The sequence below is a fragment of the Lichenicoccus sp. genome (assembly GCF_965277665.1).
GTDB lineage: Bacteria > Pseudomonadota > Alphaproteobacteria > Acetobacterales > Acetobacteraceae > Lichenicoccus.
The window spans coordinates 2,483,566-2,497,744 of sequence record NZ_OZ255835.1 but is presented as its reverse complement, the minus strand read 5'-3'; the positions used below and the strand labels follow the sequence as shown (position 1 = coordinate 2,497,744).

General features: G+C 69.6%; 14 protein-coding genes and 1 pseudogene. 8 read left to right on the top strand and 7 right to left on the bottom strand.

What is annotated here, in order from left to right:
- The first annotated feature begins 21 nt into the window (after window positions 1–21).
- From ACQY4O_RS11545 to ACQY4O_RS11525, 5 genes are all read left to right on the top strand, one after another.
- Window positions 22–1,659 carry an FGGY-family carbohydrate kinase gene (locus tag ACQY4O_RS11545; protein WP_428376515.1) on the top strand — a complete coding sequence of 546 codons (1,638 nt, stop codon included), beginning with the start codon at window positions 22–24 and terminating at the stop codon, window positions 1,657–1,659.
- Window positions 1,660–1,931: 272 nt separating this feature from the next.
- On the top strand, window positions 1,932–3,110 hold the full coding sequence (locus tag ACQY4O_RS11540) for an HlyD family secretion protein (RefSeq protein ID WP_428376514.1): 1,179 nt from the start codon (window positions 1,932–1,934) through the stop codon (window positions 3,108–3,110).
- Window positions 3,111–3,159: 49 nt separating this feature from the next.
- Window positions 3,160–4,725, top strand: coding sequence for a DHA2 family efflux MFS transporter permease subunit (locus tag ACQY4O_RS11535; RefSeq protein WP_428376513.1), 1,566 nt, complete (start codon window positions 3,160–3,162; stop codon window positions 4,723–4,725).
- 23 nt (window positions 4,726–4,748) lie between these two features.
- Window positions 4,749–5,537: a 5'/3'-nucleotidase SurE gene (surE, locus tag ACQY4O_RS11530; RefSeq protein ID WP_428376512.1), complete on the top strand. Its 789-nt coding sequence runs from the start codon at window positions 4,749–4,751 to the stop codon at window positions 5,535–5,537.
- Between the two features lie 17 nt (window positions 5,538–5,554).
- On the top strand, window positions 5,555–6,811 hold the full coding sequence (locus ACQY4O_RS11525; protein ID WP_428376511.1) for an Hsp70 family protein: 1,257 nt from the start codon (window positions 5,555–5,557) through the stop codon (window positions 6,809–6,811).
- A 57-nt stretch (window positions 6,812–6,868) separates the two neighbouring features.
- On the opposite strand, the gene ACQY4O_RS11520 is transcribed toward ACQY4O_RS11525, so the two are convergent.
- The 7 genes and pseudogenes from ACQY4O_RS11520 to hisB form a co-directional block, all read right to left on the bottom strand.
- Window positions 6,869–7,249 (bottom strand): HIT domain-containing protein, encoded by a 381-nt coding sequence (locus ACQY4O_RS11520; protein ID WP_428376510.1) that lies wholly within the window; start codon window positions 7,247–7,249, stop codon window positions 6,869–6,871.
- A 4-nt stretch (window positions 7,250–7,253) separates the two neighbouring features.
- Window positions 7,254–7,643 carry a phosphoribosyl-ATP diphosphatase gene (locus ACQY4O_RS11515; RefSeq protein WP_428378177.1) on the bottom strand — a complete coding sequence of 130 codons (390 nt, stop codon included), beginning with the start codon at window positions 7,641–7,643 and terminating at the stop codon, window positions 7,254–7,256.
- Between the two features lie 217 nt (window positions 7,644–7,860).
- Window positions 7,861–8,643: an imidazole glycerol phosphate synthase subunit HisF gene (gene hisF / locus ACQY4O_RS11510; RefSeq protein WP_428376509.1), complete on the bottom strand. Its 783-nt coding sequence runs from the start codon at window positions 8,641–8,643 to the stop codon at window positions 7,861–7,863.
- A gap of 7 nt (window positions 8,644–8,650) precedes the next feature.
- Window positions 8,651–10,001: pseudogene (hisA, locus tag ACQY4O_RS11505) on the bottom strand (1-(5-phosphoribosyl)-5-[(5-phosphoribosylamino)methylideneamino]imidazole-4-carboxamide isomerase).
- The gene (gene hisH / locus ACQY4O_RS11500) at window positions 10,001–10,654 is read right to left on the bottom strand and encodes an imidazole glycerol phosphate synthase subunit HisH (RefSeq protein WP_428378176.1); all 654 of its coding nucleotides are present in this window, start codon (window positions 10,652–10,654) and stop codon (window positions 10,001–10,003) included. Before hisH ends, hisA begins: the two are co-directional and overlap by 1 nt.
- Before the next feature lie 28 nt (window positions 10,655–10,682).
- Entirely contained in the window at window positions 10,683–11,075 is a 393-nt protein-coding gene (locus ACQY4O_RS11495; protein WP_428376508.1) for a DUF2628 domain-containing protein, read from the bottom strand.
- A 25-nt stretch (window positions 11,076–11,100) separates the two neighbouring features.
- On the bottom strand, window positions 11,101–11,733 hold the full coding sequence (gene hisB, locus ACQY4O_RS11490; RefSeq protein WP_428376507.1) for an imidazoleglycerol-phosphate dehydratase HisB: 633 nt from the start codon (window positions 11,731–11,733) through the stop codon (window positions 11,101–11,103).
- A gap of 114 nt (window positions 11,734–11,847) precedes the next feature.
- Between hisB and ACQY4O_RS11485 the strand changes: the two genes are divergently transcribed.
- The 3 genes from ACQY4O_RS11485 to ACQY4O_RS11475 are packed head-to-tail and all read left to right on the top strand — an operon-like array spanning window position 11,848 to window position 14,156.
- Complete coding sequence (locus ACQY4O_RS11485; RefSeq protein ID WP_428376506.1) at window positions 11,848–12,393, top strand: glutathione peroxidase; 546 nt, start codon at window positions 11,848–11,850, stop codon at window positions 12,391–12,393.
- Between the two features lie 5 nt (window positions 12,394–12,398).
- A complete protein-coding gene (locus ACQY4O_RS11480) occupies window positions 12,399–12,974 on the top strand; it encodes a nitroreductase family protein (RefSeq protein WP_428376505.1) in 576 nt (191 codons plus the stop codon).
- Window positions 12,975–12,989: 15 nt separating this feature from the next.
- Window positions 12,990–14,156, top strand: coding sequence for a glycerate kinase (locus ACQY4O_RS11475; protein ID WP_428376504.1), 1,167 nt, complete (start codon window positions 12,990–12,992; stop codon window positions 14,154–14,156).
- The last annotated feature ends 23 nt before the right edge of the window (window positions 14,157–14,179 follow it).

The following is a 14,179-nucleotide window of genomic DNA, read 5'->3' as shown; positions in this document are numbered from 1 at the left end:
GCACTCCCGAGGGAGGACAAGATGAGCGCAGCAATGAGCGCGACACCGACGGACGACCTTGCCTTCATCGGCGTCGACGTGGGCAGCACCAGTGCCAGGGCAGGCGTGTTCACCGCGAGCGGCCGCGCGCTCGGCCAGCATGTCGAGCCGATCCGCACCTGGCGACCGCGTCCGGACCATGTCGAGCAGTCGGGCGACGACATCTGGCGGGCAGTCTGCGAATGCGTCCGGCGGGCCGTCGCGACGAGCGGACCTGTACGGATCGGCGGCATCGGCTTCGATGCGACCTGCTCGCTGGTGGCGGTGGATGCGGATGGCGCCGCGGTCGGCGTGAATGAAGAGGGCGACGATGCGCGCAACGTCATCGTCTGGATGGACCACCGCGCCGAGGCGCAGGCGGCGCGGATCAATGCCGGCGGCCATGACGTGCTGCGCTATGTCGGCGGCCGGGTTTCGCTCGAGATGCAGACCCCGAAGCTGCTCTGGCTCGCCGAGACTCTGCCGGATGCCTTCCGGCGCACTGCCCTGTTCTTCGACCTGCCCGACTACCTCACCTGGCGGGCTTGCGGATCCGAGGCGCGTTCGCTCTGCTCCACCGTCTGCAAATGGACCTATCTCGGCCACGAGCAGCGCTGGGACGACGCGTATTTCCGGTCGATCGGGCTCGGCATGCTGGCCGACGAGGGTTTTTCTCGTATCGGTCGCGACGTGCTGCCGATCGGAACCCCCCAGGGGGACGGGCTCGGCCACGCCGCGGCGGCGGAACTGGGATTGCCGGTCGGCACCGCCATCGGCACGTCCGCCATCGACGCGCATGCCGGCGGCATAGGCACCATCGGCGTCACCCTGCCAGGCAATCCCGGCTTCGACCAGCGGCTGGCGCTGGTGGGGGGCACCTCGAGCTGTCACATGACGGTCTCGGCCGAGCCGCGCTTCGTGCCGGGCATCTGGGGTCCGTATTTCTCGGCAATGGTGCCCGGGATGTGGCTCAACGAGGCCGGACAGTCCGCGGTCGGCAGCCTGGTCGACCACGTGGTGCAGACCCATGCGGCCTATGCGGAACTCAAGCCGGAAGCCGGCAGCATCTACGCCGTGCTGAACGAACGGCTTGCGTCGCTGGCCCGCGCGGAGGCGGTCGCGCATCCGGCCCTGCTGGCGGCAGGGCTGCATGTCGATCCTGACTTCCACGGCAACCGCTCGCCGCGGGCGGACAGCAGCCTGCGCGGCATGATCTCCGGGCTGAGCCTGTCGGCCGGCCCGGACGATCTCGCCCGGCTCTACCTCGCGACCCTGCAGGGGCTGGCCTACGGCACCCGCCACATCATCGAGACCCTGAACGCCACCGGCTACCGCATCGACACCATCCTGGCCTCCGGCGGCCACAACAAGAACCCGCTGTTCCTGCGCGAGCATGCCAACGCCACCGGTTGCCGGATCGTGCTGCCGGAGGAGCCGGAGGCGGTGCTGCTTGGGGCGGCCGTGCTCGGCGCGGTCGCCGGCGGTGCCTATGCCTCGGTCACCGAAGGCATGGCGGCGATGACCCGCGCGGGCCGCATCATCGAGCCCGATCCGGCGACGCGGGTATTCCATGACCGCAAGTACCAGGTGTTCCTGCGTATGACGGAGGACCAGCTCGCCTACCGCGCCCTGATGACCTGAGAGACCGTTCGAGAATGCTACTTCGGCGGTCATCCGACCCGGCTTTCTGCGCTTCCGGGGCTTACGGCCCCAAACGGCCGCTCCGCTCCGGTTCTCGAAACCCGCGCCGGGCGGCGCCAGGACGGCGCCTCCGACTCGCCGCAGCGCATTTCCAACGGTCTCTGACCCGGTTGCTGCCTTCGCCGGTACATGTCTAAAACTGACCGAACGGGTCGGTCAGCGTCCCGACAGTCCGGGCGATGTGCCCCCTTTTGGCGAACTTTGAGGCATGAATGGCTGAAAACGGCGGTTCCGGGGACGACAAGGATCAGGACCAGTCCGACGCCAAGTCTGATGGCAATTCGGGGGGCGACGACAAGAAGGTCCGCGAGCAGGAGGAGAAGCGCGAGCAGTCGCGGCAGAAAGCCAGGCCCTGGGTCAGGCTCGGCCTCATCCTGTTCGTCATCGTCGTCGTGGTCGGCGGCTTCTTCTACTGGTGGACGACCCGGTTCGAGGAGAGCACCGACGACGCCTTCACCGCCGGCCGCACCATCACCATCGCGCCGCACGTCTCGGGCTACGTGACCGAGCTCGACGTCAACGACAACGAATTCGTGCATCAGGGCCAGGTGCTGCTGCGCATCGATCCGCGCAACTACCAGGCCAGCCGCGACCAGGCGGCGGCGACGATGCAGCAGGCCAGGGGGCAGCTCGAGGGCGCCAAATACCAGGTCGACGTGGCGAAGAAGAATTTCCCGGGCGCGCTCAAGCAGGCGCAGGGCCAGCTGCAGATCGCGCAGGCCAACGAGATCAACGCCGAGACCGAATACAAGCGCCAGCACAACATCGCCCATGCCGCCACCACGCAGCAGGCGATCGACCAGTCCACGGCGGGTCTCAAGCAGGCGCAGGGCCAGGTGCTGCAGGCCGAAGGCAATGTCGAGCAGGCCACGCCGATCCAGAGCAATATCGGCAACGCGAGCACCCGCATCACCCAGCAGGCCGGCTCGCTGGCGCAGGCGCAGGCGCAGCTCGACACCGCCAACCTCGACCTGGAATGGACGGTGATCCGCGCGCCGCACGATGGCTGGATTTCGCAGCGCAATGTCGAGCGCGGAAACTATGTGCAGGCGGCGCAGTCGCTGTTCTCGATCGTCGAGCCGGAGGTCTGGATCACCGCCAACTTCAAGGAGACGCAGATCGACGACATGCGGCCGGGCCAGCCGGTGAAGATCTCGGTGGACGCCTATCCGGAGCTGAAGCTGGAGGGCCACGTGGACAGCATACAGAACGGCTCGGGTGCGGCGTTCAGCGCCTTCCCGCCGGAGAACGCCACCGGCAACTTCGTCAAGATCGTGCAGCGCGTGCCGGTCAAGATCATCATCGATGCTGGCCTGAACCCGAACATCCCGCTGCCGATCGGGGCGTCGGTCGAGCCGACCGTGAACACGAAGTCGGTCTCGCGAAAGTGAGTGCCGATGGTGAGTACGAAGTCGGCCGCGCGGAAATGAGGACGCGCAGTTGAGCGGCTCGCAGGAGTGGAAGCCGAAGGGCAATCCGTGGCTGATCGCGGTCGTGGTCACGGTGGCGGCGTTCATGGAGGTGCTCGACACCACCATCGTGAACGTCGCCTTGCCGCACATCGCGGGCAACCTCTCCACCTCCTATGACGACGCGACCTGGGCGCTGACCTCCTACCTCGCGGCCAACGGCATCGTGCTGACGGTCTCGGGCTGGCTCGGCCGCGTGCTCGGCCGCAAGCGCTACTTCATGATCTGTATCGGCATGTTCACGGTGTGCTCGTTCCTGTGCGGCGTGTCGCAGAGCCTGCCGGAGCTGATCGTGTTCCGGCTGCTGCAGGGGCTGTTCGGCGGCGGCCTGCAGCCGAACCAGCAATCCATCATCCTCGATACGTTTCCGCCGGAAAAGCGGTCGGGCGCGTTCGCGATCACCGCGCTCGCGACCATCGTGGCGCCGGTGCTCGGCCCGACCCTGGGCGGCTACATCACCGACAATGCCTCCTGGCGCTGGGTGTTCTTCATCAACGTGCCGATCGGCATCGTTGGCCTGCTCGCCGTCGCCGCCCTGGTCGAGGACCCGCCCTGGGCAAGGAAGCGTCCGGCCTCTATCGACCTCGTCGGCCTGTCGCTGATCGGCATCGGCCTCGGCTGCCTGCAGGTGATGATGGATCGCGGCGAGGACGATGACTGGTTCGGCTCGCCGTTCATCCGCATCCTGGCGTTCCTGGCGGTGACCGGGATCCTGGGTGCGATCGGCTGGCTGCTGACGGTGAAGAAGCCGGTCGTCGACCTGCGCGTGTTCGGCGATCGCAACTTCGCGGTCGGCGCGCTGCTGATCGGCGCGGTCGGCTTCGTGCTGTACTCCTCTGCGGTGCTGGTGCCGCAATTCTCCCAGCAGGTGGTCGGCTATACCGCCACCCTCGCGGGCCTGGTGCTGTCGCCCGGGGCCATCGGCATCATCGTGCTCATCCCGTTCATCGGCATGATCCTGAAGCGGGTGCAGGCCCGCTACGTGATTGCATTTGGCTTCTTCATCATGGGCGCGGCGCTGATGTATTCGGCGCACCTCGTGCTGACGATCGACTTCCGCACCCTGGTGTACTATCGCATGGCACAGGCCAGCTGCCTCGCCTTCCTGTTCGTGCCGATCAGCGTGGTGACCTACCAGACGCTGCCCAAGGAGCTGAACGGCGACGCGGCCGCGCTGTTCAGCATGATGCGCAACGTGATGGGCTCGATCGGGATCTCGTGCGCAACCTCGCTGATCACCGAGCGCACGCAGATACGCGAGGCGCACATGGTGCACTGGATGACGCCGTTCCATCAGCCGTTCAACGACTACAACGTCCACACGAGGCAATATCTGCAGCAGCTCGGGCGCTCGCAGGCCTCGCTCGATGGCGGCGTCACCCACCAGATCTATCAGGAATTCATCCAGCAGGCCTCGGCGCTGGCCTACAACGATGCGTTCCACACCTTCGCGATCGCCTGCTTTGCCATCGTGCCGCTGTGCTGGCTGCTGTCGCCGAACAAGCCGGGCGGCGGCGGCGCACCGGCCGCGCACTAAGGCCAGAGGTTGGGAGGCCAAGCTTGGATCCGATCTTCGACCGCGTGCTGCTGACCAACGATGACGGCATCGCCGCACCCGGCCTCGCGGTGCTGGAGCAGGTGGCTGTGAGCCTCGCCCGCGAGGTCTGGGTGGTGGCGCCGGCGCACGACCAGAGCGGCACCTCGCACTCGCTGAGCCTGCACGCACCGCTGCGCATCGAGACCCTCGGCGAGCGGCGCTTCTCGGTGCAGGGGACTCCGGCCGACTGCGTCGTGCTCGGCGTGCGCCACCTGATGCGCGATGCCAGCCCCGACATGATCCTGTCCGGGGTCAATCGCGGCGCCAATCTCGGCGTCGAGACGGTGTTCTCCGGCACCGTGGGGGCGGCGATGACCGGGCTGCTGCTCGGCGTGCCGTCGATCGCGCTGAGCCAGGCGTTCGAGGATCGCGATGCGGTGCCGTGGCCCACCGCTTCCGCCCTCGCGGGGCCGGTGATCCGGCGACTGGCATGCCCCGGCCGGACACGATCGGGCTGGAGCGGCAGCGCCTGCCTGAACGTGAATTTCCCGGCCTGCGCCCCGGATGCGGCGGGCCCGCTGACGGTGACGCGCCAGGGCGAGGGGCTGCTGGACGGGATCGAGATCCTGTCGCGCGCCGACCCACGCACGCTCGACTACCACTGGCTGCAGATCAGCCGCCGCCTGCGCCGGGATGCAGCCGACAGCGAGGCGGCCGCCCTCGACAACCGGGCGATCGCGGTGACGCCGTTGCGGTTCGAGCGAACCGATGACGCGGTACTGGAACTCCTCCGCGAAGCCGTACGCGCCTGACGTCCGGCATCGTCGGGATGACAGCGCCGATCGGTATCGATTTCGGCACCACCAACAGCGTGGTGGCGATGTTGCAGCCGGACGGCAGTGTCACCACACAGACCTACGCCTTCGGCCACGCCCGGCTCGACACCTTCCGCACCGTGCTGTGCTTCTGGAACGAGGAGGCGCGTGGCCGCAGCGTGCTGCATCATGCCGCCGGGCCGGCCGCGGTGCAGGCCTATCTCGACGACCCGCTCGACAGCCGGCTGATCATGTCGATGAAGACCTACCTGGCGCAGAGGAGCTTCGTGCAGACCAGCATCTTCGGGCGGATGCACGGTCTCGAGCAGATGGTGGCGCTGTTCCTCAAGGGACTGCTCAACGATGGGCATGCGGGTGCGCAGGTGGTGGCCGGACGACCGGTGCGCTTCGCCGGCGAGTTCGCCGACGATGGCTTCGGGGAGATGCGCCTGCGCGCGTCCTTCGCCCGGGCCGGATTCGAGGGCATCGGCGTGGCGCTGGAACCCGAGGCCGCCGGGTTCCGCTTCGCGCGCGGCCTGGACGCGGCGGCGACCGTGCTGGTCGGCGATTTCGGCGGCGGCACCAGCGATTTCTCGGTCATGCGCTTCGCGCCGGGGCGTGTCGCGGCGCTCGGCCATGCCGGCATCGGCATCGCCGGGGACAGTTTCGATGCCCGCATCATCGACCAGGTGATCGCGCCGCTGCTCGGCAAGGGTGACGTCTATTCCATCATGGGCAACGCGCTGCCGGTGCCCCCGGAATATTTCTCCGGTTTCGCACGCTGGCACCGGCTGTCGCTGATGCGCACGCCGCGCATGCTGCGCGAGATCGAGGAGGTGGCGGCGGCGAGCGAACATCCCGGCCGGCTGCGCGCGCTGATCCGCCTGATCGAGGACGAGATGGGCTATCCGTTATACCAGGCGGTGAGCGCCGTGAAGGCCGAGTTGTCGCACGCCCGGAGCGCCGTGCTTCGCTTCACGCATGGCAACTTCGCGGTGGAGCGGCTGATCGAGCGGCAGGAGTTCGAGCGTTGGATCGCACCCGATCTCGCCCGACTGTCGCTGACCGTGGGGCAGGCGCTGGACCAGGCCGGGGTGCGCGCGGACGAGATCGACCGGGTGTTCCTCACCGGAGGGACGTCGTTCGTGCCCGCGGTGCGTGCGTTGTTCGAGCAGCGCTTTGGGGCATCCCGCGTCTCGGGCGGTGGCGAGTTCGTGTCGGTGGCCGAGGGACTGGCATTGATCGGGCAGGATCGCCTGCGGTCGGCCTGATGCTCATCGAGCATGATCCGATCGATCATGCTCTGCTTGTCGTTCGATAAAGCAGCGTCAGGACGAAGCCAGCATCCGCCCGAGCGGCCGGCCGCCGAACAGGTGCACATGGAAATGCGGCACCTCCTGTCCGGCATGATCCCCGATATTGGTCAGCAGGCGATAGCCGGGAGCATCCAGGCCGAGTTGCGTCGCCACCGTGCCGACGGCCTGGAAGAACCCGGCGATCTCGCCGGCGCCGGCACGGGCGGTGAAGTCCGCGAACGAGACATAGGCGCCGCGCGGGATCACCAGCACATGCGTCGGCGCCAGGGGCGCGATGTCGCCAAAGGCGATTGCGTGCTCGTTCTCGAACACCATCGTCGCCGGGATTTCGTGGCGCAGGATGCGGGCGAAGATGTTGTCCGGATCGTACGGACCCAGGCCGGCCACGGTCATCGCGTCAGTCTCCTGTTTCCGACATGCCGGGCAGCCAGCGCGCTCTCGCGGCCTTTTCGGTGATGCCGCTGATGCCCTCTCGCCGCCTGAGTTCGTTCCAGACCGCATCCGGCCGCAGCCCGGCATCCACCCACAGCACGATCAGGTGGTAGAGCACGTCGGCACTCTCGCCGATCAGCTTGTCGCCGTTGCCGGCGACCGCCTCGATCAGGCACTCGACCGCCTCCTCGCCGAACTTCTGCGCCACCTTGTGGGTGCCGCGCGACAGCAGCCGGGCGGAATGGCTGACATTCGGGTCGGCATCGCGACGCGCCACCACGGTCTCGAACAGCCGGTCCAGCACGGCGGCGGTGGAGCCGGGCTCGAGCAGCGAGCGCTCCGCCGGCGCCGTCACCGCATGCCCGGGCTTGGCGCTGGTCAGCCGCTGCACCGCCTTGCGTACCGCGGCCTTGCGCGTTCCAAGCTTCAACGAGGCGGCCTGGCTGGCGATGCTGGCCTTCTCGCGGGTGCCGGCGGACTTCGCCCGCGCCTTGCCGGCCGTCTTGGGGGTCTTGCTGCGGCTCTTGGCTGGCTTGCTCACTGGTGCCCCTCCAGGCTCATGCCGTCTCATCCTATCGTGCTGAAGCATGATCCGGCTGCTCGAACCGTACCGGCAGGCCTGCCGCGGCGAGGGAGGCCTTCACCTCTCGCACGGTGAACTGGCCGAAATGGAACACGCTGGCCGCCAGCAGTCCGGATGCGCCGGCCCGGGCACCCTCGGCAAAATGCGCCAGCTCGCCTACCCCGCCGGATGCCACCACCGGCACCCGCACCGCGCCACACACCGCGCGCAGCAGGTCAAGGTCGAAGCCGGAGCGGGTGCCGTCGCGGTCCATCGAGGTCAGCAGGATCTCGCCGGCGCCGCTCGCCTCGACCTCACGGCACCAGTTAATGGCGTCGCGCCCGGTCGGCGTGCGGCCGCCATGCGTGTACACCTCCCAGCCGCCATGGCCGTCGGCGCGCGCATCGATGGCGACCACCACGCACTGGCTGCCGAACTTGCACGCGGCCTCCGCCACCAGGGCGGGACGCGCCACGGCGGCCGAGTTCATCGCGCATTTGTCGGCCCCGGCGAGCAGCAGCCGGCGCATGTCCTCGGGCGAGCGCACGCCGCCGCCGACCGTGAACGGCAGGAAGATGCGCGCCGCGGTCCGGCTGACTACGTCGAGGATGGTGTCGCGGTGCTCGTGGCTGGCGGTGATGTCGAGGAAGGTGAGCTCGTCGGCACCGGCGGCGTCATAGAGTGCGGCCTGCTCCACCGGGTCGCCGGCGTCGCGCAGCGAGACGAAGTTCACGCCCTTGACGACGCGGCCGTCCTTGACATCGAGGCACGGGATCACCCTTAGCTTCAGCATGGGAGCTTCAGCATGCGAGAGCGCCCAGGGCTGCGAGCGCTGCCGCCGGGTCGATCCGGCCGTCATACAGCGCGCGGCCGACGATCACCCCCTCGATGCCCGCGTGCGCCTGCGGCCTGCGCCCGGCGACGTCGCGCAGCGCCACCAGATGCGCAAGCGTTCCGACCCCGCCGCTGGCGATCACCGGGATGCGCACCGCCTCGGCCAGCTGTCCGGTCTGATCGAGGTCCAGGCCGGACAGCATGCCGTCGCGCTCGATCTCGGTGAAGATGATCGCCGCCGCACCCTCCTGTTCGACCCGGCGCGCAAGCGTGACGGCGTCCAGGGTGGAGGTCTCGGCCCAGCCTTCGGTCGCGACCTTGCCGGAGCGTGCGTCGATGCCGATCACGATGCGGCCGGGATGCAGGCGGCAGGCCTCGCGCACCAGCACAGGCTGCTTGACCGCGGCACTGCCGAGGATCACCCGGGTGACGCCGGCGGCAAGCCAGTACTCGATCGCGGCGAGATCGCGCAGGCCGCCGCCGAGCTGCACCGGCACCCGGGCCGCCGCCAGGATCGCGCGCACCGCCGCCTCGTTGACCGAGCGCCCGGCAAAGGCGCCGTTCAGGTCGACCACGTGCAGCCATTCGAAGCCGGCCTCGCCCCAGGCCCGCGCCTGCGCGCCGGGATCGTCGGAATAGACGGTGGCATCCGCCATCTCGCCGCGGCGCAGACGGACGCAGGCGCCGTCCTTGAGGTCGATCGCCGGATAGAGTGTCAGTCTGTCCGGGGCGAAGGGGGCGACGGCGTCACTCATCCAGGATGCCGCCCTCCTGCAGCCGCTTGGTATAGAACAGGCCGCGCACCACCCGGCCGCCGACTCGGGCATAATGCGGGTGCGTGCCCCAATGGGTGAAGCCCATGCTCCGGTAGAGCGCGATCGCCGCGATCTGGGTCTCGCGCAGGTCGAGATTGAGCACCTGGTAGCCCATCGCGCGCGCGCAGTCCTCGACCTCGCGGGTCAGCATCCGGGCGAGGCCGTGGCCGCGCGCATAGGGCGCCACATAGCTGTGCATCAGGGTGGCGCTCATCGCCTGCGCCTCGTTGTTGCGCGGCGGCCGCACCAGTTGCGCGGCGCCGACGATGAGGCCGTCGAGGCGCGCCACGAACAGCGTGCGCTCGGGCACCATCAGCAGGCCGCGGAAGTAGCGTTCCAGCACCTGCCGTCCGGGCGACTTGACCCACCCGAAGCCGCCGCCATCGAGGATCGCGGCACTCGTCGCCTCGCACAGCGCCTGGACGTCGTCATCGTCGAGGCTGGTCGCCCGCTCGGTCGAGAGCTTCGGCGGCCTGGCACCCCTGGTGTCGCTGGCCTGCATCAGGAGGGTTCCACCGGGGCGGGAGTCCAGCGCAGGAAGTTCGCGAGGATGCGCAGACCCACCGCCTGGCTCTTCTCGACATGGAACTGCGTGCCGGCGCGGTTGCCGCGCGCCACCAGCGCCGGCACCAGGCCGCCATAGTCGGTGCTGGCGACCACGTCGGCCGAGCCGTGCGCACGCAGCGCGTAGGAATGCACGAAGTAGGCGTGGTCGCCCGCCCGCAGGCCCTCGGTCAGCGGATGCGCGCCCGGGGTGAACAGCAGTTCGTTCCAGCCCATCTGCGGCAGCCGCAGGCCGGGGACATCCATCGGCGCGATCTCGCCGGCGATCCAGCCGAAGCCGGGCGTCTCGCCATGTTCCAGCCCGCGCTCCGCCATCAGTTGCATGCCGACGCAGATGCCAAGGAACGGCGTGCCTGCACGGGTTGCGTCCTTAATCGCATCGCGCAGGCCGGGCACCGCGGCGAGGCCGCTGGCGCAGTCGAGGAAGGCGCCCTGGCCCGGCAGCACGATACGGTCCGCCTGCCGCAGCGCAGCCGGATCGTCGGTGATGGCGATGTCGGCGTCGAGGCCGGCGAGCCGGGCCGCTTCCTGCAGCGCGCGCGCGGCCGAGGCGAGGTTGCCGCCGGCATAGTCGACGACCGCCACCCGCATCATGCCGCTACCTGTCGGCTGGCGCTCGTCACGGGCCGCCTCCGAGCAGCTCCGGCCTGTGGTCGAGCAACCGCAGCAGCGCGGCACCCGCATCGCGGCCGGCCACCAGCGGACCGACGGTGAAGCCGCGCAGCCGCAGATCCCAGCGGCGCAGGTCGTTGGCGAAGAACGCCACCAGGACGTTGACGCCGAGCAGCACGCCCCAGTGACCGGCCGGCCCTCCGGGCAGATGACGCGCTAGGGCCAGCACCGGCAGGCTGATGGCGCCGACCAGCAGCGCCGGCATCCATGCGCCGGTGACCAGCAGCCCGAGCCAGCCCAGCACCAGGCAGCGCCAGGACACCCCCTCCTTGACCAGCACCGGCGGCGCGCCGGCGCGTGGCGAGGTCGGCGGATGGAAGTGCGAGCTGTACAGCTTCACAGCGCGCCTCCCGTGAGCGGGACGCTCACAGCACGCCCTTGGTGGAGGGAATTGCCTCCGCGGCACGCGGATCGGGCTCGCTCGACATGCGCAATGCGCGCGCCACCGCCTTGAAGCAGGCCTCGGCGATATGGTGGTTGTTGCTGCCCGCCTTCTGCGTGACGTGCAGCGCCAGGCCGGCGTTGGACGCGAAGCCGCGGAAGAACTCCTCGAACAGCTCGGTATCCATCTCGCCCACCTTGTCGCGGGGAAAGCGCACGTCCCAGACCAGGAACGAACGTCCGGAGATGTCGATCGCCGCCTCGACCAGCGCCTCGTCCATCGGCACCAGTGCCTGCCCGTAGCGCCGGATGCCGCGCTTGTCGCCGATCGCGCGCGCGATCGCCTGGCCCAGCGCGATACCGGTATCCTCCGTGGTGTGGTGGAAGTCGACATGCAGGTCGCCCTGCGCCTCGATCTCGAGGTCGAACAGCGCGTGCCGTCCGAGAGCGGTCAGCATGTGGTCCAGGAAGCCGATGCCGGTGGCGATCCGGGTGCGGCCGCTGCCGTCGAGGCCCAGCGTCAGCGAGATCGTGGTCTCGCCGGTGACGCGATGGACGTGCGCGCTCCGGCCGGGGGCGAGCGGAGCCGACTTGGATGGGGCGGGAGCGGTATCCATGACGCGCAACTCCTACAGGATGGCCGCGACCCATGCCACTGCCCGCCCGGCCGCCTCTTGTCGGCAACGGCGCGGCGGGTCACCTTGGCTGTGAACAGAAGTAACGAGGGCCCCATGACAGCGATACGCGACATTGCGGTCAAGCGGATCGATGGCAGCGAGACCACCCTCGGTGCCTATGCTGGCGACGTGCTGCTGGTGGTCAACGTCGCGTCGAAATGCGGGCTGACGCCGCAGTACACGGCGTTGGAAGCAGTGTTCGAGGCGTATCGCGACCGGGGCTTTGCCGTGCTGGGCTTTCCCTGCAACCAGTTCCGGGGCCAGGAGCCGGGCAGCGAGGGCGAGATCGCCGGATTCTGCAGCAGCACCTACGGGGTCGAGTTTCCGCTGTTCTCCAAGGTCGAGGTGAACGGGCCGGGACGGCATCCGCTCTACGCGGCGCTGGTGCAGGCGGTCCCGGAGGCGCAGCAGAACCCGACGGGAGAGTTCCGCGCACGGCTCGCGTCGTTCGGACATGCGCCGCCGCCGGGCGACGTGTTCTGGAACTTCGAGAAGTTTCTGATCGCGCGCGACGGCAGCGTGGTCGCCCGCTTTGCGCCCGACCTGCCGCCGGACCATCCGCTGGTCACCGAGGCCATCCGCGCGCAGCTCGCGCATTGATGCCGATGGCCGCCCTGGAGACGCTGCTGAGCCGGGTTTCGGTGTCCAGCCTGGTCGAGCCGGCGCCCGAGGGTGCCGTGCTCGACGGCATCCTAGAAGCGGGCCTGCGGGCGCCCGATCATGGACGCCTGGCGCCCTGGCACTACGTGCTGATCCGGGGCGACGCGCGCAGACGCCTGGCGGACCTGGTCGAGACGGCGCTGCGTGCGCGTGACCCGGAGGCGCCGCAGCCGCTCATCGACAAGCAGCGCGGCAAGTTCCTGCGTCCGCCGCTGACGATCGCGCTCGGCGCCCGCATCCGGACCGACCACAAGGTGCCGCCGTTAGAGCAGATGCTGGCCGTGGGCGCCGGCGCGATGAACCTGCTGAACGCGATCCACGCCTCGGGCTTCGGCGCGATCTGGGTCACCGGCGCCAACGCCTATGATCCGCGGGTGCAGGCCGGCCTGGGCTTTGTGGCGCCCGACACGCTGGCGGGCTTCCTGTTCGTTGGCACGCCGGCCCACGGGCTGCCCGAGGTGACGCGTCCGGCGCTCGCCGGGCATGTGACCGAGTGGGCCGGCCTGGTCGAGACCGCCTGAACTGCGCCGGCAGCCATGAAGTTCGTCATCGCCCCGGACAGCTTCAAGGAAAGCCTGACTGCCGCGGAGGCGGCGCTCGCCATCGCGGAAGGGCTCGCGGAGTCGTGGCCCGGTGCTGAGATGGTGCTGCGGCCGATGTCGGATGGCGGCGAGGGGCTGCTCGATGCGCTGCGCGGCATCACCGGTGCCGAGACCCGGTCGCAGGTCGTGCAGGGCCCGTTCGGCGAACCGGTCGCAGCGGTCTGGGGTTGGCAGCCGGACAGCCGCACCGCCTTCGTGGAGATGGCGGCGGCCAGCGGGCTGATGCTGGTGCCGCGGCAGGCCAGGGACGCCGGCAGGGCCAGCTCGTTCGGCACCGGCGAGCTTGTGCGCGCAGCACTCGATGCCGGCGCCGAGCGCATCGTGCTCGGCATCGGCGGCAGCGCCAGCAACGATGGCGGCGCCGGCCTGCTTCGGGCGCTAGGCCTGGTGCTGGCGGATGCCGAGGGCGCGCCGCTGCCGCAAGGCGGCGCGGCCCTCGCGGCCCTCGACCGGCTGGATGCCTCCGGGCTCGATCCGCGCCTGCGTGGCGTGCAGTTCGATATCGCCGCCGATGTCGACAATCCGCTGCTGGGCCCGAACGGCGCCAGCGCGGTGTTCGGGCCGCAGAAGGGCGCCACGCCACAGGAGGTGGAGCGCCTGGATGCGGCGCTGCGCCGCTACGCCGAGTTCTGCACCCGGGCGACGGGGATGGATCATCGCGCGTATCCGGGCGTGGGCGCTGCCGGCGGCGTCGGCTATGCGATGAAGATGTTCACCCGGGCGGTGTTCCGTCCCGGCATCGAGATCGTCGCCGAGCACGCCGGCCTGCCCGAGGCGGTGCAGGGCGCCGACTGGGTGTTCACCGGCGAGGGCCGGCTCGACCGGCAGACGCTGGGCGGCAAGACGATCTTCGGCGTGACCCGGATTGCACGCGCAGCCGGCGTGCCGGTGATCGCCTTTGCCGGCTCGCTCGGCGACGGCTACGAGGCGATGTATGCGCACGGCCTGCGCGCCGCCTTCAGCCTCGCACCCGGCCCGATCACCCTGGACGAAGCGATGCGCGACGCAGGCACCCTGCTAGGCGCCAGAGCGCGGGATGTCGGGCGCTTGCTGCTCGGCGGCTCGGCCGGAGGCTGTCTGCAAACGCCTGATGCCGAATGAGAGCGGCCCAACGGGCCGCGGCC